The organism is Pseudomonas tohonis, from assembly GCF_012767755.2.
Classification (GTDB): Bacteria; Pseudomonadota; Gammaproteobacteria; order Pseudomonadales; family Pseudomonadaceae; genus Metapseudomonas; species Metapseudomonas tohonis.
In genome coordinates this window covers 942,233-967,272 of the sequence record NZ_AP023189.1, presented here as the reverse complement: position 1 = coordinate 967,272, position 25,040 = coordinate 942,233, and the positions used below count along the sequence as shown (strand labels likewise).

The following is a 25,040-nucleotide window of genomic DNA, read 5'->3' as shown; positions in this document are numbered from 1 at the left end:
TCACGGAGCGCCGTCGCGCTAGCCCGCGACCTGCTCGCGCCCGCCGTGGGGCAACTCGCCCACCGGGCAGTCGGCGACACCGATGGTGCGGCGGGTGAGCTTTTCCACATCGCCCCGGGCCTTCTCCGCATCCAGCACCCAGGTGCGGTAGAACTCGAAGGGGCAATCGGCCACGCCACGGTCGCCATCGCCGGAGTTGTAGACGCCGGTGTAGCCCCGGTGCAGCAGCTTGAACAGGTGGTTCTGCGATTGGTCGTTAGCCCGTGCGTCGCGGATCTGCGAGACCGACAGCTGGGCGTACTGGATGCCCATCTCCTCCTCGCCGCATTCGCCCAGGGTGCGGCCGTCGAAGCCGATGATCGCGGAGTGGCCGAAGTAGCTGTAGACGCCGTCGAAGCCGGCGGCGTTGGCCACCGCCACGTAGCAGTTGTTGGCCCAGGCCATGGTCTTGGCCATCAGCACCTGCTGTTCCTTGGCCGGGTACATGTAGCCCTGGCAGCGCACGATCAGCTCGGCGCCCTTCATCGCGCAGTCGCGCCAGATCTCGGGGTAGTTGCCGTCGTCGCAGATGATCAGGCTGATCTTCAGGCCCTTGGGCCCTTCGCTGACGTAGGTGCGGTCACCCGGGTACCAGCCCTCGATGGGGCACCAGGGGATGCACTTGCGGTACTTCTGCACGATCTCGCCACGGTCGTCGATCAGCACCAGGGTGTTGTAGGGCGCCTTGTGCGGGTGTTCCTCGTGGCGTTCGCCGGTGAGGGAGAAGATGCCCCAGGTCCCGGCCTCGCGGCAGGCGGCGGAGAAGATCGCCGTCTCCTCGCCGGGGATGCTGGCGGCGGTGGCCATCATCTCGTCGTGGTCGTACATGATCCCCATGGTGCTGTACTCGGGGAACACCACCAGGTCCATGCCGGGCAGGCCGAGCTTCATGCCCTTGATCATCCCGGCGATGCGCCGGGCGTTGTCGAGCACCTCGGCCTTGGTGTGCAGGCGCGGCATCCTGTAGTTGACGACGGCGACGCCGACGGTATCCGGGCTGCTGGAAATATCACCGTGACGCATGGGCTTCTCCTTCCGTTCAGTGGCTGATCATCCAGGGCCGCGCGCCGGGCTTGGTCTTCAGCGCGTGGGGGTTGGCCTTGGTCGGTGCCAGGGGCTTGTTCGGCGTGCAGCAACCGCAGCCTTTCGGGTGCTTGCGGTTCTCGCGGTACTCCTCGACCGTCTGCGGGGCGTTGGCGCTGCGCTCGTTGGCGGCGATGGCGCGGCGCTGGCTGCCGGCCAGGGTGGCCAGGCCGGGCGCGGAGAGGATGACCCTCGGCGCCGGCTCGTCGCACACCGGGCAGGCGCAGGGGGCCTCGCGCTCGGCCATGGGGCGCAGGGCGGTGAAGTCGCCGCAGGTGGCGCAGTCGTATTCGTAGATGGGCATGCTGGGCTCCTCGTCTTCACTCGATGTCCGCCGTCCCGGCGGGAGGTACGCCGTCCAGAGCAACCTCCCGCCGGGGCGGTGAACTCACTTGTCCGGCGCGATGGGCAGGTCGACGCTGCCGTCGAGGAAGCGGGTCGGGCCGGAGGCGTTGGGGTTGATGTCGAAGTCGAAGATTTCCGTCGGCAGCCAGAGCGTGGCGCAGGCGTTGGGGATGTCCACCACCCCGCTGATGTGCCCCTGCACCGGCGCCGAGCCGAGCAGCGCGTAGCCCTGGGCGGGCGAGTAGCCGAACTTGGTCAGGTAGTTGATGGCGTTGAGGCAGGCCTGCTTGTAGGCGATGTTGACGTCCAGGTAGTGCTGCTTGCCGGACTCGTCCACCGAGATGCCTTCGAAGATCAGGTAGTTCTTGTAGTTGGGCACGATGGGGCTGGGCTTGAACACCGGGTTCTTGATGCCGTACTTGGCCATGCCGCCCTTGATCAGCTCGACTTTCATGTGCACCCAGCCGGCCATCTCGATGGCGCCGCAGAAGGTGATCTCACCATCGCCCTGGCTGAAGTGCAGGTCGCCCACCGAGAGGCCGGCGCCGTCGACGTAGACCGGGAAGAAGATCTTCGAGCCACGGGACAGGTCCTTGATGTCGCAGTTGCCGCCATGCTCGCGCGGCGGCACGGTGCGCGCGCCGGTCATGGCCGCCTTGTCGCGGGCCTCGCCGCGCAGCTTGCCCATGTGCGCGGTGGGCGCCATCGGCGGGTTGGCCAGGGGCGGCACGCGGGTCGGGTTGGTGTCGATCAGTGCCTGCTCGCGGCTGTTCCAGTCGGCGAGCATCTTGTGGTCCGGCAGGCAGCCGATCAGCCCGGGGTGGATCAGCCCGGCGAACTGCACGCCGGGGATGTGCCGGGAACTGGTGAACATGCCGTGGAAGTCCCAGATGGCCTTCTGCGCCATGGGGAAGTGGTCGGTGAGGAAGCCGCCGCCGTTCTGCCGCGAGAAGAAGCCGTTGAAGCCCCACAGGGAATCCGGCTTGGCGCCGATGTCCAGCAGGTCCACCACCAGCAGGTCGCCCGGCTCGGCGCCCTTCACCCCTACCGGCCCGGAGAGGTAGTGCACGGTGGAGAGGTCGACGTCGCGCACGTCCGAGGCGTCGTCGTCGTTCTTGATCGCGCCGGCGGTCCAGTCGTAGGTCTCGAGGATGAAGTCGTCGCCCGGGTTGACCCAGCAGGCCATGGGGATGTCGGGATGCCAGCGGTTGTGGATCTGTTCGTTCTCGGTGGCGGCCTGGTTGAGGTCGACCTTGATCAGCGTTTCGGTCATGACGGTGCTCCTTGGCTCCTGGTGTTGGACGGGCGGTCTGGGCCGCGCTGGGAGCTAGTCTTGGCCGCTTGGCCGGGATCGGGAATACGTCGAATTACGTAGGTGGGAAGCGGCCGGGCGGGCACGCGAAAGCCGTGGCTTGTCGGCGTTAGCTGTTGTGGCTTTAAAGCAAGCGCTCAACACGGTGCGTTCCGGACACCCAAAGGTTTCCGCCACCGCACGGGTTTCGCTTCGCTCGCGGAACGCCGCCCGCCCCATCCTACGAAAGTCCGTGCGCACCACGTCGTGATGCATTGGACGAAGAAAGTTGGAGCGGCCGCCAACGCCCCTCCAGGAGGCCGAACGCAGTTGTTGCGCCGGGGGACGAGTGGCATGGATGCCGCGAGAGGCGCGCAAGGCCATGGATGGCCCATCGCGCCGGCCCCCAGAGCGACGACGGAGTGAGGGCACCCGACGCAGTCGGGCCGGATGATGGGGCAAGCCCTTTTGGTTTCTTTTGGGGCGACTGCCAAAAGAAACTCGCCCGGCAAGGCGAAACAGAAACCATCAGCAAAGCTCGGCACTCAGCTGGGCTCAAATCCCCCAGCAACACTTAACGCAGACAGAGCCAAAGCCGTCGCCCGTGCGCGGGCACGGGCACGGCGTGGCGGGGAGTCCCGGGCTGGAATCCGGCTCGAGGTGATGGGTTTCGCTGCGCTCGACCCATCCTGCGGGTGCCCTGGACTACACCGACAGGTAGCGGCTGATGGTGGCCTCGTCAACCCGGTCGCGGGTTTCCTCGATCACGAAGCGGCCCTTCTCGATCACCAGGAAGCGGTCGGCGATCTCCATGGTGAAGGACAGCACCTGCTCGGAGACGACGATGGTCAGGTCGCGCAGGTTGCGGATCTCCTTCAGGCTGCGGGCGATGTCCTTGATGATCGACGGCTGTATGCCCTCGGTGGGTTCGTCCAGCAGCAGCACCTTGGGGTTGGTGGCCAGGGCCCGGGCGATGGCCAGCTGTTGCTGCTGGCCGCCTGAGAGGTTGCCGCCCTTGCGCGCGCGCATTTCGTGGAGCACCGGGAACAGGGCGTAGAGATCGTCCGGGACCTGGCCGTTGGCCGAGGCCGGCAGGCCGGTCTGGATGTTCTCCAGCACCGTCATGTGGGAGAAGATCATCCGCCCCTGGGGCACGTAGGCGATGCCGCGCTCGACGCGCTGGTGGGTCTCCAGGGCGGAGACGTCCTGACCGTCGACGCGCACCTCGCCGCCCCACTGCGGGAGGATGCCCATCAGGCTCTTGAACAGGGTGGTCTTGCCCATGCCGTTGCGGCCCATGACGGCGACGATTTCCTGCCTGGCCACGTTCAGGTCGAGGTCGTGGAGGATCTGGCTCTGGCCGTAGCCCGAGGTGAGCTTGCTGATCTGGAACATGCTGGACTCCTGATTGATGGCGAGGCCCGGGGCTCAATGCCCCAGGTACACCTCGATCACCTTCGGGTTGCTCTGCACCGCCTCCATGCTGCCTTCGGCCAGGACCTTGCCCTGGTGCAGCACGGTGACCTTGTGGGCGATGCTCTTGACGAACTCCATGTCGTGCTCGATGACCAGCACCGAGCGCCCCTGGCTGATGCGCTTGAGCAGCTCGGCGGTCTGCGCGCGCTCGCTGACGCTCATGCCCGCCACCGGCTCGTCGAGCATCAGCAGCTCCGGGTCCTGCATCAGCAGCATGCCGATCTCCAGCCACTGCTTCTGCCCGTGGGAGAGCAGGTCGGCCTGGCGGTGCAGGTGCTCGCTGAGGAAGATTTCCCCGGCCACCTCCTCGACCCGGGCGATGACCTCGGCACTGCGCTTGAAGAACAGCGCGCCGAGCACCTTGCGCCCGGCCGGGTAGGACATCTCCAGGTTCTCGAACACCGTGAGGTTCTCGTAGATGGAGGGGTTCTGGAACTTGCGCCCGACGCCGGCGCGGACGATGTCGTACTCGCGCATGCGGGTCAGCTCGCGGCCGTCGAACTGGATGCTGCCGGCGGTGGCGCGGGTCTTGCCGCAGATCAGGTCGAGCACCGTGGTCTTGCCGGCGCCGTTGGGGCCGATCACCACGCGCACCTCGTTGCGGTCCAGGTAGAGGTTGAGGTCGTTGACCGCCTTGAAACCGTCGAAGGACACCGTCAGGCCCTCGATGGCCAGCACCGGTTTCGGGCTTTCGAATCCGCTCGGGCTCATGGTGTGCGCTCCAGTTCACGGGGTGTGCTCGGGGCCGGGCTCGGGCTCGCGGCGGGTGTTTTCACAGCGCTCGCGGGCGCCTTGGCGCGGGTGGCCAGCAGGCGCTCCAGGCGCGGGCGGCCGTGGCTCTGCCAGAGCCCGGCGAGGCCGTTGGGGAAGTACATGACCACGGCGATGAACAGGCCGCCCATCAGGTACAGCCACAGCTCGGGGAAGCTCTCGGAGAAGTAGGTCTTGCCGTAGTTCACCAGCAGCGCGCCGTACACCGCGCCGAGCAGCGACATGCGCCCGCCGACGGCGGCGAAGATGACCATCTCGATGGACGGCACGATGCCGACGAAGCTCGGCGACATGAAGCCCACCTGCAGGGCGAACATGGCCCCGCCTATGGCCGAGAAGCCGGCGGCCACGCAGAACACGAAGATCTTGAAGCTGGCCACGTCGTAGCCGGAGAAGCGCACCCGTTCCTCCTTGTCGCGCATGGCCATGAGCAGGCGGCCGAGCTTGGAGGCGAGGATGAACTTGCCGATGACGATGCAGCCCAGCAGCAGGAAGGCGCTGACGAAGTAGAGGATCAGCTTGGCGCCATCGGTGCGGATGTCCCAGCCCATCAGGGTCTTCAGGTCGGTGATGCCGTTGACCCCGCCGGTGAGCCCCTGCTGGCCGATGATCAGCACCGTGAGGATCATCGCGATGGCCTGGGTGACGATGGAGAAGTACACGTCGCCCACGCGCCGCTTGAACATCGCCAGGCCGATCACCGCCGCCAGCAGCATGGGCACCGCCAGCACCGCGACGAGGGTGAAGCCGAAGCTGTGGAAGGGCTGCCAGAGCAGCGGCAGCTCGGTGATCTGGTTCCAGTCCATGAAGTCCGGGATGCCGGGGGTGGACTGGATCCTGGTGCTCTCCGGGTCGGAGGCTTCCAGCTTGAGGAACATCGCCATGCAGTAGCCGCCGAGGCCGAAGAACACCCCCTGGCCGAGGCTGAGGATGCCGCCGTAGCCCCAGCACAGCACCAGGCCGACGGCGACGAAGGCGTAGGTGAGGTACTTGCCGACCATGTTCAGGCGGAAGGCATCCAGCACCAGCGGGAACACCACCAGGATCAGCGCGGCGAGGATCAGCAGGCCGATGGTGCCCTGCCGCCCGCCGAGGAGTTTGTCGATTGCGTTCATCTGCCGCCCCTCATTTACGGACTTTGATGGAGAAGAGCCCCTGGGGGCGCAGCATCAGGATCAGGATCACCGCCGACAGGGTCAGCACCTTGGCCATCGAGCCGCTCATGAAGAACTCGGAGATGGATTGCGTCTGGGCGATGGTGAAGGCCGAGGCGATGGTGCCGAACAGGCTCTGGGCGCCGCCGAAGACCACCACCAGGAAGGTGTCGACGATGTACAGCGAGCCCGCCGTCGGGCCGGTGGAGCCGATGGTGGTGAAGGCCGCGCCAGCCACCCCGGCGACACCGCAGCCGAGGGCGAAGGTCATGCGGTCGACCCGCTTGGTGTTGATGCCCACCGCGCGGCTCATCACCCGGTTGAGCATGGTGGCGCGCACCTGCAGGCCCCAGCGCGAGCGGTAGAGCATGAGGAAGAGCGTGGCGGTGAGCAGCACCGTGAGGCCCATGACGAACAGGCCGTTGCGCGGGATGTCGATGCTCTCGGTGGGGTTGAACGAGCCCATCAGCCATTCCGGCAGGGTGGCGCTGACCTCGCGCGCGCCGAAGATCGAGCGGAACGCCTGCTGCATCACCAGGGACAGGCCCCAGGTGGCCAGCAGCGTATCCAACGGACGCTGGTAGAGCTTGCTGATCATCGCCCACTCCACCAGCCAGCCGATGGCCCCGGCGATGAAGAACGACAGCACGATGGCGAAGAAGAAGTAGTAGGGCTGCATCGCCGGCGCGTAGTGGGTGGTCAGCGCGGACAGCAGGTAGGTGGTGTAGGCGCCGATGGTGAGGAACTCGCCGTGGGCCATGTTGATCACGCCCATCTGGCCGAAGATGATCGCCAGCCCCAGGGCCATCAGCAGCAGGACGCAGAACACCGACAGCCCGTTGAAGCCCTGCATGGCCGCAATGGCGCCGAACTCAGATAGCCATTCCATAAGGTTCTCCGGAAGCGGGCGACGGCCTTCGCCGCCCGCCGGGGTTTGGGTTCAGGGTGAGGCGTGCCCCCGTATCCGGGGGCCCTTCAGGCTTCAAGCTTCAAGCTGCTTCTCGCTTGCCTCTTGCAGCTTGAAACTTGCCGCTTGCCGCTCACTGATACCCCTTGGGGAAGGGATTGGGTTCGATCAGGCCGGACTCGTAGACCACCTTGAACTGGCCGTCGGCCTGGACCTCGCCGATGCGGGTCTTGCTCCACAGGTGATGGTTGTCGTGGACCTTCACGTAGCCTTCCGGCGCGGTGGTCAGCTCGATGCCCGGGGAGGCGGCGACCACCTTGTCGACGTCGAAGCTGCCGGCCTTCTCCACGGCGGCCTTCCACAGCCAGGGGCCGAGGTAGGCGGCCTGGGTCACGTCGCCGATCACCGCGTCCTTGCCGTACTTGGCCTTGAAGGCTTCGACGAAGGCCTTGTTGTTGGGGTTGTCCAGGCTCTGGAAGTACTTCATGGAGGCGTAGAAGCCGGCCATGTTCTCGCCACCGATGCCGAGCAGTTCATCCTCGGTCACCGAGAGGGTCAGCAGGGTCTGCTTGGCGGCGGTGACGCCGGCGGCCTTCATCTGCTTGTAGAAGGCGACGTTGGAGCCGCCGACCACGGCGGCGAAGACCACGTCGGGCTTCTTCAGCTTGACCTTGTTGATCAGCGAGCCGAACTGGGTGTTGCCCAGCGGGTAGTACTCCTCGCCCACCACCTTGCCGCCGAGCACGTTCTCGATGTGCTTGCGGGCGATCTTCATCGAGGTGCGCGGCCAGATGTAGTCCGAGCCGATCAGGTAGAAGGTCTTGGCGCCCTTCTCCTTGGCCACCCAGTCCAGGCCCGCGAGGATCTGCTGGGTCGCCTCCTGGCCGGTGTAGATGACGTTCTTCGACTGCTCCAGGCCTTCGTAGAAGGTCGGGTAGTAGAGCAGGCCGTTCTCCTTCTCGAACACCGGCAGCACGGCCTTGCGCGAGGCCGAGGTCCAGCAGCCGAAGACGGTGGCGACCTTGTCGTTCACCAGCAGCTTCTTGGCCTTCTCGGCGAAGGTCGGCCAGTCGGAGGCGCCGTCCTCCTGGATGATCTTGATCTGCCGGCCGAGGATGCCGCCGGAAGCGTTGATCTGCTCGATGGCCAGGCGCTCGGCCTGGATCGAGCCGGTCTCGGAGATGGCCATGGTGCCGGTGGCCGAGTGCAGCTGGCCCACGGTCACTTCGGTGTCGGTCACCGCCAGGCCGGTGGTGTTGGCGTCGGCGGCCACCGCCAGCTGGCCGAATACCGCTGCGGCCATCAGCGACAGCGCGGCGGCGCCCAGCGCCAGCCGGCGCGGAAGAAAGCGTTTCGCACCCGTCATCAAGCTTGAATCCATGGTCCTGCTCCTCTGGTGGTTGGCGTGGTCGGCTCGCCTTGCGGGTACCGGCCTCGGTTCGGGGCAAGGATGCGTTCGGCCAGGGGGCGGGGGTATACGCACATTGACGTAGCGGCATACGTCATCTGACGTAGTGGCCGCTGCGCCAGCTTGGGGCATGCTGCGCTCGCAGACAGGCGCAAGGACGCGCGCGACCGCCCGGGAAGGCCGTGCCAGAGCGGCGTGCCCCCGGTGTCGGGGCAGGGCATGGAAGTTGCTGCACACGCCCATCGCCGCCCAGGAGCGCCGCCGTGCAACAGACCGGTACGCAACGCATCGCCAAGATCCGCCGCGACTACAACAGCTGGGTCGCCGACGAGACGCTGGAGGACTACGCGCTGCGCTATACGCCGCGCTCCTTCCGCAAATGGTCGGAGCTGCGCATCGCCAACACCGCCCTCGGTGCCGTGTCCTTCCTCGCCCTGGAAGCCATCGGCGGCGCCCTGGCCATCAGCTACGGCTTCACCAACACCCTGTGGGCGGTGCTGGCGGTGAGCCTGGTGATCTTCCTCACCGGCCTGCCCATCAGCTACTACGCCGCACGCTACGGCGTGGACATGGACCTGCTCACCCGGGGCGCCGGCTTCGGCTACATCGGCTCGACCATCACCTCGCTGATCTACGCCAGCTTCACCTTCCTGTTCTTCGCCCTGGAGGCGGCGATCATGGCGCTGGCCCTGGAGCTGTATTTCGGCATCCCGCTGGCGCTGGCCTACGTCATCTGCTCGGTGATCATCATTCCCCTGGTGGCCTTCGGCATCACCCTGATCAACCGCCTGCAGATGTGGACGCAGCCGGTGTGGCTGGTGCTGCTGTTGCTGCCCTACGTCTTCGTCATCGCCAGGAATCCCGGGGCGCTCGGCGACCTGGCCAGCTTCGCCGGGCGCGACGGCGAGGCCGGTGTCTTCAACCCGCTGCACTTCGGCGCCGCCTGCACCGTGGCCCTGGCGCTGGTGACGCAGATCGGCGAGCAGGTGGACTACCTGCGCTTCCTGCCACAGAAGACCCGCGCCAACCGCAAGCGCTGGTGGGCGGCGATGCTCCTGGCCGGCCCCGGCTGGATCATCCCCGGCGCGCTGAAGATGCTCGGCGGCGCCTTCCTCGCCTTCCTCGCCCTGCAGCACGAGATCCCCCTGGATCGCGCCGCCGAGCCGACGCAGATGTACCTGGTGGCCTTCAACTACGTGTTCGCCTCGCCGCAATGGGCGCTCGGCGCCATGGTGCTGTTCGTCATCGTCAGCCAGGTGAAGATCAACGTCACCAACGCCTACGCCGGCTCCCTGGCCTGGTCGAACTTCTTCGCCCGCATCACCCACAGCCACCCCGGCCGCGTGGTCTGGCTGGTGTTCAACGTGGCCATCGCGCTGATGCTGATGGAGCTGGGGGTGTTCGAGGCCATCGAGCAGGTGCTGGGGCTCTACGCCAACATCGCCATCGCCTGGATCGGCGCCCTGGTGGCGGACCTGGTGATCAACAAGCCGCTGGGCCTGTCGCCGCGGCACATCGAGTTCAAGCGCGCGCACCTCTACGACATCAACCCGGTGGGCGTCGGCGCCATGCTGATCGCCTCGCTGCTCTCGGTGCTGGCCCATGCCGGGCTGCTCGGCAGCATCGCCCAGGCGGCCTCGCCCATGGTGGCGCTGGTCTCGGCGATGGCGGTGGCGCCGCTGCTGGCCTGGCTCACCGGCGGGCGCTACTACATCGCCCGGGAAAGCGACCCGGCGCTGCTCCATCCGCTGCGGGAGAAGGTCGCCTGCACCCTGTGCAGCAACGATTTCGAGCGCGAGGACACCGCCTTCTGCCCGGCCTACGGCGCGCCCATCTGCTCCCTGTGCTGCTCGCTGGACGCCCGCTGCGGCGATGCCTGCAAGCCCCGGGCGCGGCTCTCGGAGCAGTTCGACGACCTGGTGCGCTGGCTGCTGCCCAACGCCTCGGTGCCGCGCCTGCACACGCGCCTGGCCCACTACCTGGGGGTGCTGGCGGTGATCGTGATCCTGCTGTTCTGCGCCCTGGCGCTGATCTACAGCCAGGTTTCCCAAGGCCTGGAACACGCCCCGGCGGACGCCGCGCAGACGCTCTACCAGGCCTTCCTCAAGGCCTTCCTGACCCTCTCGCTGTTCGCCGCGATACTCGCCTGGTGGGTGGTGCTGACCCGCGAGAGCCGCCATGTGGCGCTGGAGGAGTCGAACCGCCAGACCACCCTGCTGATGCAGGAGATCGAGGCCCACCGCAAGACCGACGAGGCGCTGCAGAAGGCCAAGGAAGCCTCGGAGGCGGCCAACGCGGCGAAGAGCCGCTACGTCACCGGGCTGTCCCACGAGTTGCGCACGCCGCTCAACAGCATCCTCGGCTACACCCAGATCCTGCAGCGCGACGGCCTCACCCCGGAGCCGCACAAGGAGGCCCTGGCGACCATCTTCCGCAGCGGCTCGCACCTGCTGTCGCTGATCGACGGGCTGCTCGACGTGGCCAAGATCGAGGCCGGCAAGCTGCAACTGGAGCCGAGCGAGATCCCCTTCCCCGAGTTCCTCCAGCAGTTGCAGCACATGTTCAGCCCGCAGGCCGAGGAGAAGGGCCTGGCCTTCCGCTACGAGCCCAGCGGGCGCCTGCCGGTGGTGGTGCGCGGCGACGAGAAGCGCATCCGCCAGATCCTCATCAACCTGCTGGGCAACGCCGTGCGCTTCACCGACAGCGGCGAGGTGCGGCTGCGGGTCAGCTACCTGCGCGAGACCGCCACCTTCGAGATCATCGACACCGGCATCGGCATCGCGCCGGACCAGATCGAGCGCATCTTCCAGCCCTTCGAACGGGGCGACCCGCTGCGCCAGGACAACGGCGTCGGGCTCGGCCTGACCATCACCCGCATGCTCATCGCCCTGATGGGCGGCGACATCCGCGTGCACAGCCGGCCGGGCCAGGGCACCTCGTTCCAGGTGCGGCTGTTCCTGTCCGAGGTGCGCGTACCGCAGGCGGTGGTGCACGTCGAGCACGACATCATCGGCTACCAGGGCGCGCGCCGCCGCGTGCTGCTGGTGGACGACCATATCGAGCACCGCCGGGTGCTGGCCGGCATGCTGGAGCCGCTGGGCTTCGAGATCGTCCAGGCCGCCGATGGCCAGGAGGCGGTGCGCCAGGTGGCCCTGCTGCACCCGGACCTGATCCTCATGGACCTGTCGATGCCGCACATGGACGGCTGGGAGACCAGCCGCCTGATCCGCCGCAACGTGCAATCGCGGGCGCCGATCATCGTCATTTCCGCCAACGCCTTCGCCGACGACCGCGAGCGCAGCGTGGCGGCCGACTGCAACGACTACCTGGCCAAGCCGGTGCACACCCCGGCCCTGCTGGAGAAGATCAAGGAGCACCTGGGCCTGGAATGGCTCAAGCGTCCGCTCGAGGACACCCGCGCCGAACGGGACGGCGAGCGGCCCTCGCCCACCGCCCTGGAGGCGCTGCGCGAGCTGAGCGAACTGGGCCACGTGAAGGGCATCCTCGAACGCCTGGACGCCATCGAGCGCGAGGAGCCCCGCTGCGCCGCCTTCCTCGCCGGCTTGCGCCAGCGCGCGCGGCGCTTCCAGCTCAACGAGTTCAATGCGCTGCTGAAAGCGGCCGGCAGCCCCACCCCCCGCGTCGACCTGGCGCGCGAATAGACAGGAGGAGACCATGCACAGCCCGAGCCGTGACAGCGCCGTGGTGCTGATCGTCGACGACACCCCGGACAACCTCGCCCTGCTCAGCGATGCCCTCGACGCCGCCGGCTACAGGGTGCTGGTGGCGCTGGACGGCGCCAGCGCCCTGGAACGCGCCCAGCGCAGCCAGCCGGACGTGATCCTGCTGGACGCGATGATGCCGGGCATGGACGGCTTCGAGACCTGCCGCCGGCTCAAGGCCAGCGGCGAGACGGCGGACATCCCGGTGCTGTTCATGACCGCGCTGACCGAGAGCGAGCACGTGGTGGAAGGCTTCGCTGCCGGCGGCATCGACTACGTGACCAAGCCGATCAAGCCCGACGAGGTGCTCGCCCGCGTCGCCGCCCACCTGCGCACCGCCCGCGCCCTGCAGGCCGTACGCAGCGCCCCGGCACCACGACCGGCCCTGGACGACGAGCAGACCCAGGAGGCGCTGGCCTCGCGCTTCCAGCTCACCGGCCGGGAAATGGAGGTGCTGCACTGGGTGGCCTGCGGCAAGACCAACCGCGACATCGGCGACATCCTCGGCCTCAGCCCGCGCACGGTGAACAAGCACCTGGAGCACGTCTACGTGAAGCTGGGCGTCGAAACCCGCACCGCCGCGGCGGCGGTGGCGATGTCGGCGGGACGTTGATGCGCCTTTTGAAGCCAGGCGATGCAAGGGTGGGTGACGCTCTTTTCATCCGCCATCGAGGTGCCGACCAGCCTCGGCGCCAAACCCATCGACTCCTGCCTGCCCATGGTGGATGGGTGAAGCGTCATCCACCCTACAGCCCGCTGGGTGCTCGCTGCGGATGGCGTCTTTCGTAGGCTGCGTCGGGCGGAGCTCAACGAGCGCTGGCGAGGCGCTCGCAGAGCTTCCGGGTGGCGTCGAGCATCTGGAAGCTGGGGCGCTCCAGGCCGCGGTCGGGCACCGGCCACACCTGGCCGGCGGCGACGGCGGGGATCTGCGGCCAGGCCTGCCAGGCGGCGGCGTGGGCCGGTTCGCTGACGAGGATGACGCGGGGCTGGCGCTGCAGGACGGATTCGATGCTGACCTGGGGCGCGGGCAGGCGCTGGTCGGCGAAGACGTTCTCGGCGCCGCAGACGCGCAAGGCGTCGCTGACGATCTGCCGCCCGCCGAGGGTGTACAGCGGTTTGTCCCACACCTGGTAGAACACCGGCAGCGGCACGTCGCGGCGGTACGTGCCGCGCAGCTCGGCGAGCCCGGCGGCGAAGCGCCGGCTGAGCTCCCGGCCGCATTCGGCTCGCCCTACCCGCTCGCCGACTTCGGCGAACAGCCCGGCGAGTTCGTCGAGTTCGCGCGGCTCCACCTGCAACTGTGCGATGGGGGTGCGGCGCAGCTGTTCACGCCCGGCGGCACCGACACTGTCGGGCCACAGCAGCACGAGGTCGGGCTCGAGTGCCAGCAGGCTTTCGATCTCCAGCTGGCCGTAGCGGCCGACGCTGGGCAGGTCGGCCAGCCCGGCCGGACGCTCGCCGCCATCGAGCACGCCCACCAGCAGGTCGCCGGCGTCGAGTTCGAGCATGATTTCGGTCAGGGAGGGGGCGAGGCTGACGATGCGCAGCTGCGCCGTCGCCGGCAAGGCCAGGCACAGCAGCAAAGCGCCGAGCAGGCCGCGCATCAGGCCAGCTGGCGGGGTATGCGGTAGAGGCTGAAGATCACCACGCTGCCGAGGGCCAGCAGCACCAGGGCCACGGCGTTGAGGCCGGCGAACACGGCCACCGCACCGATCCAGGCCGGCAGGCCGGCGCCGAGGAAGGCGACGCGACGGGCGCTGGCCAGGGCGATCCAGGCGGCGGGCTCTTCTTCGCTGTCGAGGGCTTCCTCGGTGGCGATCAGGGCGCGCTTGTAGCCGCGGAACAGCGGCAGGCTGATGAACATGGAGATCATCGCCGCCAGGAACAACGGCATCTCCAGGGCGGGGAACACCGGCTCGCCGGAGCCGAACAGCAGGTTGAGCACGAACAGCGGGGCCAGGGCGATGGCGAGGTAGGCCCACCATTCCAGGCCCAGCTTGCGGCGCACCTGGTTGCGGGTCATAGCTCGACTTCGCCCTGGTGCAGGCTGCCGAGCATGTGGCCGAGCTTGCCGGCCTTGGTCGCCAGGTACTTCTTGTTGTGCGGGTTGAGGCCGGTCTGCAGCGGCACGCGTTCGGCGACGCGGATGCCGAAGCCTTCCAGGGCCTTCACCTTGCGCGGGTTGTTGGTCATCAGCTTGATGCCGGAGATGCCCAGGTGGTCGAGCATCGGCAGGCAGATGGCGTAGTCGCGCTGGTCGGCGCCGAAGCCCAGGCGCTCGTTGGCTTCGACCGTGTCGGCGCCGCCGTCCTGCAGTTCGTAGGCGCGGATCTTGTTCAGGAGGCCGATGCCACGGCCTTCCTGGCGCAGGTAGAGCAGCACGCCACGGCCTTCCTCGGCGATGGCGCGCAGGGCGGCCTCGAGCTGGAAGCCGCAGTCGCAGCGCAGGCTGAACAGGGCGTCGCCGGTCAGGCATTCGGAATGCAGGCGGCCGAGCACCGGGGCGCCGTCGGCGAACTCGCCCATGGTCAGGGCGACGTGTTCCTTGCCGCTGGCCTGGTCGAGGAAGCCGTGCATGGTGAACAGGCCGAAGGGCGTGGGCAGTTGGGAGGCGGCGACGAAGACGACGGACACCACGGATCTCCTGGGGTTTCGAAAGGCCGGCATTGTATCAGCAGCATTAACCGGCCGGTCAGACTGAATAGTTGGGGATAAGGATCGAAACGCTAGGACCATCGCGCCCGCGAGGCCCGCCGAACCTCGCCTAGATCTTCGATTCGAGCAGCAGCACGCCCTGGTCCTCGCGCCAGCGCACGCGGTTGAGGAAGCTCATGCCCAGCAGCACGTCGACGGGCGCGTCGCCCTCGACCACGGCGCCTTCGACGCCGAGCACTTCCAGCGGCCCGACCTTGACCCGGTCGAAGACCACCCGCCAGGCACGCACGGTGCCGGAGGCGGTGCTGGCGGTCATCGGCTTGCCGGTGACGCGGTAGTCGATGCCGAGGATGCGCGCCTGGTTCTCGCTCATGGCGACGGTGGAGGCACCGGTGTCGACCATGAACTGCACGGGATGGCCTTCGATGGCGCCGGCCACCATGAAGTGGCCGTTGTTGCCACGGGCGATGCTCATCTGGGTCTTCTGCGGGGCGCTGGCGCCGGCCTGGTTGTACTCGCGGGACAGTTCGTAGGTGCGCTCGATGCCGCCGACGCGCAACACGGCGCCACGGCTGCTGGCGCTGACCACCTCGACGCCGCCGGGGCCGGTCTGGCCGACCTTCACCAGCTTGCGCTGGCCGTCGACGCTGATCACCGCGGCGTTGGGGAAGAGGCCGACCACCTGCACCTGGGGTTCGGCGTGGAGGGCGCCGCAGTACGCCAGCAGCAGGCCGGCGCAGAGCAGATCAAGGCGACGCATGGGTGTTCTCCGGTTCCGGGTCGAAGGGATAGGGCTGGCCCCAGTGGGCGAATACGGCGCGCAGTTCGCCGTTGTGCACCAGGCGCGCCATGCGCTCGTCGAACAACGCGGCGAACTCGCGCCCCCGGGCCGTGTCGCCGAAGCCGACATAGAGCTTGAGCCGGGTCAGGAAGGTGGCACGGTAGTTCTCGGGGGTCGGGCTCTGGCGCAGCACTTCGTCGACCTCGGTGCGCGCGTCGATGTAGTAGTCGGCGTGACCGAGGTCGAGCATCGAAAGGATACCGCCCCGGCGCTCGATTTCCTTGAAGTGGGTCAGGTTCGGCAGATAGCGCTCGTATCCGTAGCCACGCATCCATACCAGGCGGTACTGCCCGAGCCCGGCCAGGGTCGGCACCGGCGAGCCGGTGAGGCCCAGGGCGCTGATGCGGTCGGCGTCGTAGTTCCAGCGGGGGTAGAGGGCCCAGGGCACTTCGTCACGGTAGGAGCCGACCCAGGCGTCCGCCTCGCCGCGCTTCACCAGGCCGATGGAGCGGGTGTAGGGCACGGAGCGGATGCGCAGGCGCACGCCGACCGGCTCGAAGACCTTGCGCAAAACGTCCCAGCCGAGGCCGGTGCCGTCGGCCTCGGTGTGCGCGTCCCAGACTTCCGCGGCGATGACCACTTCCGCCGGGCCCGCCCCGGGCGTGTCGCCCGGCACGTCCGTGGCCAGCGCCCAGGGCGCCGCCATCATCGCCAGCAGACCAATCAACCAGCCGCGCATCTTCACTCCCGCTCCGCTCCCGCCAAGTGCCCGCCCGGCCGGACTAGCCCAGGCCCCAGACGATCAGTTGCATCGCCAGCCAGGCGAAGACGCCGGCCAGCACGTCGTCGAGCATGATGCCGACGCCGCCATGGACATGCCGGTCGATCCAGCGGATCGGCCAGGGCTTGAGGATGTCCATGAACCTGAATACCAGGAAGCCTAGCAGCAGCCACTGCCACCCCTCGGGCACCAGCCAGAGGGTGATCCACATGCCGACCATCTCGTCCCAGACGATGCCCTCGTGGTCGTGCACGCGCAGGTCGTCGGCGACCTTGCCGCACAGCCAGAAGCCGAACAGCATGGTCAGCCCGAGCATCAGCCAGTAGCCCCAGTCGGGCAGCATCTGCCAGAGCGGGATGAACGGCAGCGCCACCAGCGAGCCCCAGGTGCCGGGGGCCTTGGGCAGGGTCCCGGAGCCGAAACCGAAGGCGAGGAAATGCCAGGGGTTGCGCCAGACCGAGGGCGGGACCGGCTGGGCCGGCGCTTGCTGCGGATGATCAGTCACCTTGACTCCCGAAATGTTGAAAGCCCCGTGCCGGCGGCCGGATGTCCCTGCCGTCGGCATCGAGCAGGTGCACGCCCGTGCCCGCCTCGACACGGCCAATCACGGTGACCCCTGGCCATTCGGCCAGCAGGGACGCCAGGTGCTGCGGCGGCAGGGTGAAGGCCAGGCGGTAGTCGTCGCCACCGGCCAGGGCGTGGTTCAGGGCCGGCTCGCGCGGGTAGAGCGCACGCAGGCCGGCGGACAGCGGCAGGCGCTCGCGCTCCACCACCAGTGCGACAGCGGAGGCAGCGGCGATGTGCCCGCAATCGGCGAGCAGGCCATCGGAAATGTCCAGCGCCGCGCTGGCCTTGCCACGCAGGGCGAGGCCGAGGCCGATCTGCGGCGGCGGCGACCAGTAGTGGGCGAGCAGCGCACGGGCCTCGTGGCTGTCGTCGTCGCGCTCGCCGAGCACCAGGGGCAAGGCGCCGGCGCCGTCGCCCAGGCTGCCGCCGACGCAGAGCAGGTCGCCGGGACGGGCACCGGCTCGGGTCAGGGCCTGACCGGCGGGCACGCGGCCGAACACGGTGAGGGTCAGGCTCAGCGGCCCACGGGTGGTGTCGCCGCCGATCAGGGAGATGGCGCAGTCGCGGGCCATGGCGTCGAGGCCACGGGCTAGGCCTTGCAGCCAGTCCGCATCGGCGGCCGGCAAGGTCAGGGCGAGGGTGAAGCCGACGGGCGTGGCGCCCATGGCGGCCAGGTCGCTGACGGAAACCGCCAGGGCGCGCTGGCCGAGCAGGAAGGGATCGCACAGGACGGGGAAATGCACCCCGGCGACCAGGGTATCGGTGGAGACCGCCAGCTGTTCGCCGGCGGGGAGTTGCAGCAGGGCGCAGTCGTCGCCGATGCCGAGCGCGATGCCCTCGCCGGCCGCTGCACAGGCAGCGGCGACGAAGTAGCGGCGGATCAGCTCGAACTCACCCATTCATCGGTCAGCGCTTGGCGCCACGGACCTCGGCGGCACGCAGCAGCGGTGCCAGCTTGTCGAGGACGCCGTTGACGAACTTGTGCCCGTCGGTGGCGCCGAAGACCTTGGCCAGCTCGATGCCTTCGTTGATCACCACGCGGTAGGGCACGTCGATGCGGTTGCGCAGCTCGTAGGTGGAGAGGCGCAGCACGGCGAGCTCGACCGGGTCGACCTCCGCCAGGGGCCGGTCCAGGCAAGGCGTGAAGGCCTCGTCGATCTCGGTCACCTGGCGCGGTACGCCGTGGAGGATCTCGTGGAAGTAGGCACCGTCGACGGCCGCGAAATCGTTGTCGACGCGGAACTGCGCCTCGATCTCGTTGAGCGGCTGGCGGGCGATGTGCCACTGGTACAGGGCCTGGACGGCCAGGCTGCGGGCCTGGCGACGGGCGGCGGTCTTGCCCTTGGCTACGGGCTTCTTGCCTTCGTCCGGGTTGTCGATGTCGCTGTTGAAACTCACTTGGCCTCCAAGGCCGCCAGCAGGCTGACCATTTCGAGGGCGGACAGGGCGGCTTCGGCGCCCTTGTTGCCGGCCTTGGTGCCGGAGCGTTCGATGGCCTGCTCGATGGAGTCGACCGTCAGCACGCCGAAGGCGACCGGTACGCCGAATTCCATGGACACCTGGGCCAGGCCCTTGGTGCACTCACCGGCGACGTATTCGAAGTGCGGGGTGCCGCCACGGATCACGGCGCCGAGGGCGATGATCGCTGCGTATTCGCCGCGCTGGGCGACTTTCTGCGCCACCAGCGGGATCTCGAAGGCACCCGGTGCACGGATGATGGTGATGTCGCTTTCATTCACGCCGTGGCGTACCAGGGCGTCTATGGCGCCGCTCACCAGGCTTTCTACGACGAAGCTGTTGAAGCGGCCGACCACCAGGGCGAAGCGGCCTTTGGGGGCGATGAAGGTACCTTCGATGGTCTTCAGGGTCATGGCGAGTTCTCGTTCATTAAAGAGCGAGGGCGCGTTCACGGCAGGTGACGCGCCCTACGGGTCATTCAGCGGGCAGGTATTCTACAACTTCCAGGTCGAAACCGGATATCGCATTGAACTTCATCGGCGAACTCATCAGGCGCATCTTGCGCACACCGAGATCGCGGAGAATCTGCGAGCCGGCCCCGACGGTGCTGTAGGTCGCGGGGTTGGTGACCTTGGCATCGCTGCCCAGCTGGCGCTCCAGGTGCGCCAGCAGCTGCGGGCCGGTCAGCGGGTTGCCCAGCAGCAGCACGACGCCGCTGCCGGCCTTGGCCACTTCCTTCATCGCCGCGCGCAGGCTCCAGCGACCTTCCTGGTTGACCATGAACAGGTCGCGCAGCGGGTCCATGTTGTGCACGCGCACCAGGGTCGGCTCTTCCGGGCTGATGGTGCCCAGGGTCAGGGCCATGTGCACGTCGCCTTCGACGGCGTCGCGGTAGGTCACCAGGTTGAACTGGCCCAGCTCGCTGTCCAGCGGCTGCTCGGCGATGCGCTCGACGGTGCGTTCGTGGATGAGGCGGTAGTGGATGAGGTCGGCGATGGTGCCGATCTTGATCCCGTGCTCGGCGGCGAAGGCCTCCAGCTCGGGACGACGGGACATGGTGCCGTCGTCGTTCATCACCTCGCAGATCACCCCGGACGGCTCGAAGCCGGCCATGCGCGCCAGGTCGCAGGCCGCCTCGGTGTGGCCGGCGCGGGCCAGCACGCCGCCGGGCTGGGCCATCAGCGGGAAGATGTGGCCGGGGCTGACGATGTCGTCGGCCTTGGCGTTCTTGGCGGCGGCGGCCTGCACGGTGCGCGCGCGGTCGGCGGCGGAGATGCCGGTGGTGACGCCTTCGGCGGCCTCGATGGAGACGGTGAACTTGGTGCCGAAGCCGGAGCCGTTGCGCGGCGCCATCAGCGGCAGCTTGAGGGTCTCGCAGCGCTCGCGGGTCATGGGCATGCAGATCAGGCCACGGGCGAAGCGCGCCATGAAGTTGATGTGCTCGGCCTGCACGCACTCGGAGGCCATGATCAGGTCGCCTTCGTTCTCGCGGTCCTCGTCATCCATGAGGATGACCATCTTGCCCTGGCGGATGTCTTCGATCAGTTCGTCAACGGTATTGAGAGCCATGGGCCCTCCTTAATGGATTCAGTGTTTGAGGTAGCCGTGTTCGGCGAGGAAGCTTTCGGTCAGGCCCGAGGCGGCGGGCTCGGCGGCCTTGTCGCCGAGCAGCAGGCGCTCCAGGTAGCGCGCCAGGAGGTCGACCTCGAGGTTGACCTGCCGACCCGGCCGGTAGTCGGCCATGATGGTCTCGTCCAGGGTGTGCGGGACGATGGTCAGCTCGAATTCGGCGCCATTGACCGCGTTCACCGTCAGGCTCGTGCCGTCGACGGTGATCGACCCCTTCAGGGCTATGTATTTCGCCAGTTCACGCGGTGCGCGGATCCGAAATTGCACGGCACGGGCGTTGTCTTCCCGTGCCACGACCTCGCCCACGCCATCGACATGACCGCTGACCAGGTGCCCGCCGAGGCGGCTGGTGGGGGTCAGGGCCTTCTCGAGGTTGACCTTGCTGCCGGTCTTCAGGTCGATGAAGGCGGTGCGGGCCAGGGTCTCGCGGCTCACATCGGCCCAGAAGCCGTCGCCGGGCAGCTCCACCGCGGTGAGGCAGACGCCGTTGACCGCGATGCTGTCGCCGAGTTTGACGTCACCCAGGTCGAGCTTGCCGGTGGCCACGTAGACGCGCACGTCACCGCCCTTCGGGGTGAGCGCACGGATGCTGCCGATCGCTTCGATTATGCCGGTGAACATGGGACCTCCACTGCAAGGGAACGGCCGGGGCACGAGGCCCGGGAACGCATTATAGGCACCCGGGAAACCGCCGCGGACATCCACGCAGACGATGCTGCGAGCGCCGGGAGAAAGGTATGGGACATCGTTGGACTCCTGTTTATGGAAAAACAGGGCACGTTGGATCGAAAGGGACTTCGCAGGCGTGCAGGCGCACGCCCAGGCAGGCAATCCCGTTCTCTCTTCATCCGGACTATGACCGTCGGCCCCGGGATCACACCGGGTCTGCTGACCTCATCCAGGACTGTCCGCTGCTGGCAGTCGGCTGTCTGGATGAGCGCTCGCGGGCTATGCGCAACGCGCAATTACCGCCGGTGGGGACTTTCACCCCGCCCTGAGAACGATTCGGCCACTTGCGTGGCCGAGGCGAGTTTTTAACACAAGGAGGGGAAAGGGGAAAGCTGCAAGCTGCAAGCTGCAAGCTGCAAGCGACAAGTGTGCCGGCTTCTAGCTTCTAGCTTGAGGCTTGAAGCTTGCCGCTGCCTTCACAAAGGCACCGCAATGATCCGCCAGTCGTCCCCGACCGGGCGGATGCCGACGATCTTCAACTGCGGTGCCTCGGCCATCCGTGCCAGGGGCCAGTCCAGCAGGGGCCTGGCGCTGGAGCCGAGGAAGCGGCCGGCCATGAAGATCTGGTACTCGTCCACCAGCCCGGCACGGGCGAAGGCGCCCGCCAGGCGGGGGCCGGCTTCGACCAGCACCTCGTTGGCGCCACGCGCGGCCAGCTCGCCCAGCAGGCGCTTGAGGTCGACGTGGCCGTTGCTGCCCGGCACCGCCAGCAGTTCGTGGCCGTCGTCGTGGAAGCGGTCGCGCGCAGCGGCAGCGGCACAGGTGGCCACCAGCGCAGGCCCGGCCTGGAAGAAGGGGGCGGACAGGGGCACGCGCAGGCGGCCGTCGACCAGCACGCGCAGCGGCGGACGGTCCAGCGCCAGCGCGGTGAGTTCGGCATTCAGGCCCAGTTCGTCGGGGCGCACGGTAAGGCGCGCATCGTCGGCGAGCACGGTGTCGGCACCGGTCAGCACCACGCTGGCACGTGCGCGCAGGCGCTGCACGGCGGCGCGGGCGGCGGGGCCGGTGATCCACTGGCTCTCGCCGCTGGCCATGGCGGTGCGGCCGTCCAGGCTCATCGCCAGCTTGACCCGGACGAAGGGCAGCCCCTGCTCCATGCGCTTGATGAAGCCGGCATTGAGTTCGCGCGCCTCGGCCTCCAGCACGCCGCTCTGCACGGCGATGCCGGCCTGCATCAGGCGCAGCAGGCCACGGCCGGAGACTTCGGGGTTGGGGTCCTGCATCGCGGCCACCACACGGGCCAGCCCGGCGTTCACCAGGGCGTCGGCACAGGGTGGGGTGCGGCCGTGGTGGCTGCAGGGTTCGAGGGTGACGTAGGCGGTGGCACCACGGGCCTTGTCGCCGGCCTGGCGCAGGGCATGGACCTCGGCGTGGGGCTCGCCGGCACGGGCGTGCCAGCCCTCGCCGACGATGCGCCCGTCCCGGACGATCACGCAGCCGACACGAGGGTTGGGGTGCGTGGAGTACAGGCCCTTGCGGGCCAGCTCGAGTGCGCGGGCCATGAAGGCCTGATCGTTCTGGGTCATGCCTTAGTCTTTCGAGGGCTCTCGGGCCAGGCGTTCGATCTCCTCGCGGAACTCGTTGAGGTCCTGGAATCGACGGTAGACCGAGGCGAATCGGATATAGGCCACTTCGTCGAGCTTCTGCAGCTCGAGCATCACCAGTTCGCCGAGCACGCGGGACTTCACCTCGCGCTCGCCGGTGGCGCGCAGCTTGTGCTTGATATGGGCGATGGCTTCTTCGAGGCGCTCGATGCTCACCGGGCGCTTCTCCAGCGCGCGCTGCATGCCGGCGCGAAGCTTCTCCTCATCGAAGGGCTGGCGGCTGCCGTCCTGCTTGATCAGCCGGGGCATGACCAGTTCGGCGGTCTCGAAGGTGGTGAAGCGTTCCTCGCACGCCAGGCATTCGCGGCGGCGGCGGACCTGATCGCCTTCAGCGACCAGTCGCGAATCGATCACCTTGGTGTCATGGGCGCCACAGAAGGGACAGTGCATGGTGGGGAGGTGACTGCGGAAAAAGAAGGCCACATGGTAGCGCATCTCCCCGGCAAGACAAGCCGCGGGCTTTGCGTTATAAGGCCGCCCAGAGCCCTCCGCAACAAAGGCCAGGAGTCACCGATGCGCGCCCTTTCCGTCCTTTTCCTCGCAGCCCTGCTGGCCGCCTGTTCCAGCGAACCGCCCGCCGAGCCCAAGCCCACCCCCAGGCCGGCCCAGCAGCGGGTCCAGGTCGAGGAGCCGACACCCGCGCACCTGCGCGAGCTCAAGGGCCAGTTGCTCGGGGCCCCGGCCGGCAGCGAAGTGGAGATGGCGCTGCTGGTGATCGACGGCCGCGACCGCCCACAACGCCTGCTCGGCAGCGTGCGCCTGGCGGGCACGGGCCAGGCGCTGCCGTTCAAGCTGACCTTCAACCCCGAGGTGTTCCCCCAGGGCGAGCGCGTGGAGCTGCGCGCGCGCGTCAGCCAGTCCGGCCAGCTGGTGCAGCGCCTGGCGCCGCGACGCATCCTCCAGGCCGAGAGCCAGGCCCTTGGCCAACTGCAGCTGGAACGCGCGCCGTGAAGGCGCCCGCAGCGCTGCAACGCGCCCTCGGCCAACTGCTCGGCGACGCCCGCCTGAACGCCGAGAGACTGCCGGGCACCGACCTGCGCCTGTGGCTGATCGACGGCGGCAACATGGATCGCGCCTTCGACCCCGATGAGACCCGCCGCATCCTCGAGGAGCCGCCCTACTGGTGTTTCTGCTGGGCCAGCGGCCTGGCCCTGGCGCGCTGGTTCGCCGAGCGCCCGGAATGGGTGGCCGGCAAGCGCGTGCTGGACTTCGGCGCGGGCTCGGGCGTGGCCGCCATCGCCGCGGCCAGGGCGGGCGCCGCGGAAGTGGTGGCCTGCGACCTCGACCCGCTGGCCCTGGAGTCCTGCCGCGCCAACGCCGAGCTCAATGGCGTGGAGCTGGGCTACTCCGGGGACTTCTTCGCCGAAGCCGACCGCTTCGACCTGGTCGTGGTCGCCGACGTGCTCTACGACCGCGCCAACCTGCCCCTGCTCGACCACTTCCTCAGCCGTGGCCGCGAAGCCCTGGTGGCCGACTCCCGCGTCCGCGACTTCGCCCACCCCCAGTACCGCCGCCTGGCGATGCTCGAAGCCTGCACCTGGCCGGACCTGGCCGAGCCCGAGCAATTCCGCCACGTGAGCCTGTACCACGCAGCGAGATAACGGCGGGCCCCGGTAGGCGGCTGCATGCGGCGGCCGTATCATTCGTCCACCCTTGCGCACTCGAGAACCTCCGATGAGCGACACGCCCTACATCTTCGATACCACCGCCGCCGACTTCGACCAGGCGGTGATCCAGAACTCCTTCCACAAGCCGGTCCTGGTGGACTTCTGGGCCGAGTGGTGCGCGCCGTGCAAGGCGCTGATGCCGCTGCTGGCGCAGATCGCCGAGTCCTACCGCGGCGAGCTGCTGCTGGCCAAGGTCAACTGCGACATCGAGCAGGACATCGTGATGCGCTTCGGCATCCGCAGCCTGCCCACCGTGGTGCTGTTCAAGGACGGCCAGCCGGTGGACGGCTTCGCCGGCGCGCAGCCCGAGTCGCAGATCCGCGCCATGCTCGAACCCCATGTGCAGCAACCCGCGCCGGCCGCCGCCGACCCGCTGGAAACCGCCCAGGCGCTGTTCGCCGATGGCCGCATCGGCGATGCCGAGGCCCTGCTCAAGGACGTGCTGACCGAGGACAACAGCAACGCCGCCGCGCTGATCCTCTATGCGCGCTGCCTGGCCGAACGCGGTGAACTGGGCGAAGCCCAGGCGGTGCTGGATGCGGTGAAGAGCGACGAGCACAAGCAGGCCCTGGCCGGCGCCCGTGCGCAGCTGACCTTCCTGCGCCAGGCCGCCGACCTGCCGGAAGCCGCCGACCTGAAGTCACGCCTGGCGCAGAACGCCGAGGACGACGAGGCCAGCTACCAGCTCTGCATCCAGCAACTGGCCCGCCAGCAGTACGAGCCGGCGCTGGAGGGCCTGCTCAAGCTCTTCGTGCGCAACCGCAGCTACGCCGAGGGCATCGCCCACAAGACCCTGCTGCAGGTGTTCGACCTGCTGGGCAACGACCACCCGCTGGTCACCACCTACCGCCGCAAGCTCTACCAGGCGATCTATTGATCGCGCAAAAGCTCCCGTAGGTTGGCGCCGAGCGTAGCGAGGCCCAACGATGCAATGCCCAATAGGGTCACGTTGGGCTTCGTACCTCAGCCCAAC

Annotated in this window: 26 protein-coding genes and 1 riboswitch; of the genes, 5 read left to right on the top strand and 21 right to left on the bottom strand. The window is 68.2% G+C overall.

The genetic code is table 11. The annotated features are described in order from the left end of the window. Positions 1-18: 18 nt before the first annotated feature. The 8 genes from HSX14_RS04495 to urtA form a co-directional block, all read right to left on the bottom strand. On the bottom strand, positions 19-1,062 hold the full coding sequence (locus HSX14_RS04495; protein ID WP_173180367.1) for an aliphatic amidase: 1,044 nt from the start codon (positions 1,060-1,062) through the stop codon (positions 19-21). 16 nt (positions 1,063-1,078) lie between these two features. Further along, complete coding sequence (locus HSX14_RS04490) at positions 1,079-1,426, bottom strand: FmdB family zinc ribbon protein (protein WP_173180368.1); 348 nt, start codon at positions 1,424-1,426, stop codon at positions 1,079-1,081. An 84-nt stretch (positions 1,427-1,510) separates the two neighbouring features. Further along, positions 1,511-2,740: a formamidase gene (fmdA, locus tag HSX14_RS04485; RefSeq protein ID WP_173180369.1), complete on the bottom strand. Its 1,230-nt coding sequence runs from the start codon at positions 2,738-2,740 to the stop codon at positions 1,511-1,513. 723 nt (positions 2,741-3,463) lie between these two features. Beyond that, entirely contained in the window at positions 3,464-4,153 is a 690-nt protein-coding gene (gene urtE, locus HSX14_RS04480; RefSeq protein WP_173178884.1) for an urea ABC transporter ATP-binding subunit UrtE, read from the bottom strand. 33 nt (positions 4,154-4,186) lie between these two features. Further along, positions 4,187-4,945, bottom strand: coding sequence for an urea ABC transporter ATP-binding protein UrtD (gene urtD / locus HSX14_RS04475; protein ID WP_173178883.1), 759 nt, complete (start codon positions 4,943-4,945; stop codon positions 4,187-4,189). Next, entirely contained in the window at positions 4,942-6,120 is a 1,179-nt protein-coding gene (urtC, locus tag HSX14_RS04470; protein WP_173178882.1) for an urea ABC transporter permease subunit UrtC, read from the bottom strand. Before urtC ends, urtD begins: the two co-directional genes overlap by 4 nt. Positions 6,121-6,130: 10 nt before the next feature. Continuing rightward, on the bottom strand, positions 6,131-7,048 hold the full coding sequence (gene urtB, locus HSX14_RS04465; RefSeq protein ID WP_111260688.1) for an urea ABC transporter permease subunit UrtB: 918 nt from the start codon (positions 7,046-7,048) through the stop codon (positions 6,131-6,133). A 151-nt stretch (positions 7,049-7,199) separates the two neighbouring features. After that, entirely contained in the window at positions 7,200-8,432 is a 1,233-nt protein-coding gene (gene urtA, locus HSX14_RS04460; protein WP_021219666.1) for an urea ABC transporter substrate-binding protein, read from the bottom strand. 305 nt (positions 8,433-8,737) lie between these two features. On the opposite strand from urtA, the gene HSX14_RS04455 reads away from it, so the two are divergent. Together HSX14_RS04455 and HSX14_RS04450 are read left to right on the top strand one after the other, a co-directional pair. Further along, the gene (locus tag HSX14_RS04455) at positions 8,738-12,136 is read left to right on the top strand and encodes an ATP-binding protein (RefSeq protein ID WP_173178881.1); all 3,399 of its coding nucleotides are present in this window, start codon (positions 8,738-8,740) and stop codon (positions 12,134-12,136) included. A gap of 13 nt (positions 12,137-12,149) precedes the next feature. Further along, complete coding sequence (locus tag HSX14_RS04450) at positions 12,150-12,809, top strand: response regulator (RefSeq protein ID WP_173178880.1); 660 nt, start codon at positions 12,150-12,152, stop codon at positions 12,807-12,809. Positions 12,810-13,002: 193 nt separating this feature from the next. Here HSX14_RS04450 and HSX14_RS04445 read toward each other — a convergent pair whose 3' ends face one another. From HSX14_RS04445 to nrdR, 13 genes are all read right to left on the bottom strand, one after another. Further along, the gene (locus HSX14_RS04445; protein ID WP_173178879.1) at positions 13,003-13,800 is read right to left on the bottom strand and encodes a cobalamin-binding protein; all 798 of its coding nucleotides are present in this window, start codon (positions 13,798-13,800) and stop codon (positions 13,003-13,005) included. Then, positions 13,800-14,219: an MFS transporter gene (locus HSX14_RS04440; protein ID WP_173178878.1), complete on the bottom strand. Its 420-nt coding sequence runs from the start codon at positions 14,217-14,219 to the stop codon at positions 13,800-13,802. Before HSX14_RS04440 ends, HSX14_RS04445 begins: the two co-directional genes overlap by 1 nt. Then, the gene (ribA, locus tag HSX14_RS04435; protein ID WP_021219661.1) at positions 14,216-14,830 is read right to left on the bottom strand and encodes a GTP cyclohydrolase II; all 615 of its coding nucleotides are present in this window, start codon (positions 14,828-14,830) and stop codon (positions 14,216-14,218) included. Before ribA ends, HSX14_RS04440 begins: the two co-directional genes overlap by 4 nt. Positions 14,831-14,960: 130 nt before the next feature. Beyond that, positions 14,961-15,611: a retropepsin-like aspartic protease family protein gene (locus HSX14_RS04430; RefSeq protein ID WP_173178877.1), complete on the bottom strand. Its 651-nt coding sequence runs from the start codon at positions 15,609-15,611 to the stop codon at positions 14,961-14,963. Further along, the gene (locus HSX14_RS04425; RefSeq protein WP_173178876.1) at positions 15,598-16,371 is read right to left on the bottom strand and encodes a type 2 periplasmic-binding domain-containing protein; all 774 of its coding nucleotides are present in this window, start codon (positions 16,369-16,371) and stop codon (positions 15,598-15,600) included. Before HSX14_RS04425 ends, HSX14_RS04430 begins: the two co-directional genes overlap by 14 nt. A gap of 43 nt (positions 16,372-16,414) precedes the next feature. After that, the gene (locus HSX14_RS04420; RefSeq protein WP_173178875.1) at positions 16,415-16,918 is read right to left on the bottom strand and encodes a phosphatidylglycerophosphatase A family protein; all 504 of its coding nucleotides are present in this window, start codon (positions 16,916-16,918) and stop codon (positions 16,415-16,417) included. Further along, a complete protein-coding gene (gene thiL, locus HSX14_RS04415) occupies positions 16,911-17,879 on the bottom strand; it encodes a thiamine-phosphate kinase (RefSeq protein WP_173178874.1) in 969 nt (322 codons plus the stop codon). Before thiL ends, HSX14_RS04420 begins: the two co-directional genes overlap by 8 nt. Positions 17,880-17,886: 7 nt before the next feature. Beyond that, positions 17,887-18,360 (bottom strand): transcription antitermination factor NusB, encoded by a 474-nt coding sequence (gene nusB / locus HSX14_RS04410; protein WP_111260731.1) that lies wholly within the window; start codon positions 18,358-18,360, stop codon positions 17,887-17,889. Between the two features lie 14 nt (positions 18,361-18,374). Beyond that, on the bottom strand, positions 18,375-18,851 hold the full coding sequence (gene ribH / locus HSX14_RS04405; RefSeq protein ID WP_173178873.1) for a 6,7-dimethyl-8-ribityllumazine synthase: 477 nt from the start codon (positions 18,849-18,851) through the stop codon (positions 18,375-18,377). 61 nt (positions 18,852-18,912) lie between these two features. After that, positions 18,913-20,007 carry a bifunctional 3,4-dihydroxy-2-butanone-4-phosphate synthase/GTP cyclohydrolase II gene (gene ribBA / locus HSX14_RS04400; protein WP_173178872.1) on the bottom strand — a complete coding sequence of 365 codons (1,095 nt, stop codon included), beginning with the start codon at positions 20,005-20,007 and terminating at the stop codon, positions 18,913-18,915. A gap of 18 nt (positions 20,008-20,025) precedes the next feature. Then, the gene (locus HSX14_RS04395) at positions 20,026-20,688 is read right to left on the bottom strand and encodes a riboflavin synthase (RefSeq protein WP_173178871.1); all 663 of its coding nucleotides are present in this window, start codon (positions 20,686-20,688) and stop codon (positions 20,026-20,028) included. Between the two features lie 210 nt (positions 20,689-20,898). Next, positions 20,899-21,073: riboswitch (FMN riboswitch) on the bottom strand. Positions 21,074-21,212: 139 nt separating this feature from the next. Next, positions 21,213-22,322 (bottom strand): bifunctional diaminohydroxyphosphoribosylaminopyrimidine deaminase/5-amino-6-(5-phosphoribosylamino)uracil reductase RibD, encoded by a 1,110-nt coding sequence (gene ribD / locus HSX14_RS04390; RefSeq protein ID WP_173178870.1) that lies wholly within the window; start codon positions 22,320-22,322, stop codon positions 21,213-21,215. 3 nt (positions 22,323-22,325) lie between these two features. Further along, a complete protein-coding gene (gene nrdR, locus HSX14_RS04385) occupies positions 22,326-22,790 on the bottom strand; it encodes a transcriptional regulator NrdR (protein WP_031287756.1) in 465 nt (154 codons plus the stop codon). A gap of 123 nt (positions 22,791-22,913) precedes the next feature. Here nrdR and HSX14_RS04380 point away from each other — a divergent pair, with 123 nt between their 5' ends. The 3 genes from HSX14_RS04380 to trxA all read left to right on the top strand — a co-directional run bounded on the left by HSX14_RS04380 (position 22,914) and on the right by trxA (position 24,944). Next, positions 22,914-23,351, top strand: a complete 438-nt coding sequence (locus tag HSX14_RS04380) for a YbaY family lipoprotein (protein WP_173178869.1) — start codon at positions 22,914-22,916, stop codon at positions 23,349-23,351. After that, complete coding sequence (locus tag HSX14_RS04375) at positions 23,348-24,001, top strand: class I SAM-dependent methyltransferase (protein WP_173178868.1); 654 nt, start codon at positions 23,348-23,350, stop codon at positions 23,999-24,001. Before HSX14_RS04380 ends, HSX14_RS04375 begins: the two co-directional genes overlap by 4 nt. A 73-nt stretch (positions 24,002-24,074) precedes the next feature. Next, complete coding sequence (trxA, locus tag HSX14_RS04370) at positions 24,075-24,944, top strand: thioredoxin (RefSeq protein ID WP_173178867.1); 870 nt, start codon at positions 24,075-24,077, stop codon at positions 24,942-24,944. The last annotated feature ends 96 nt before the right edge of the window (positions 24,945-25,040 follow it).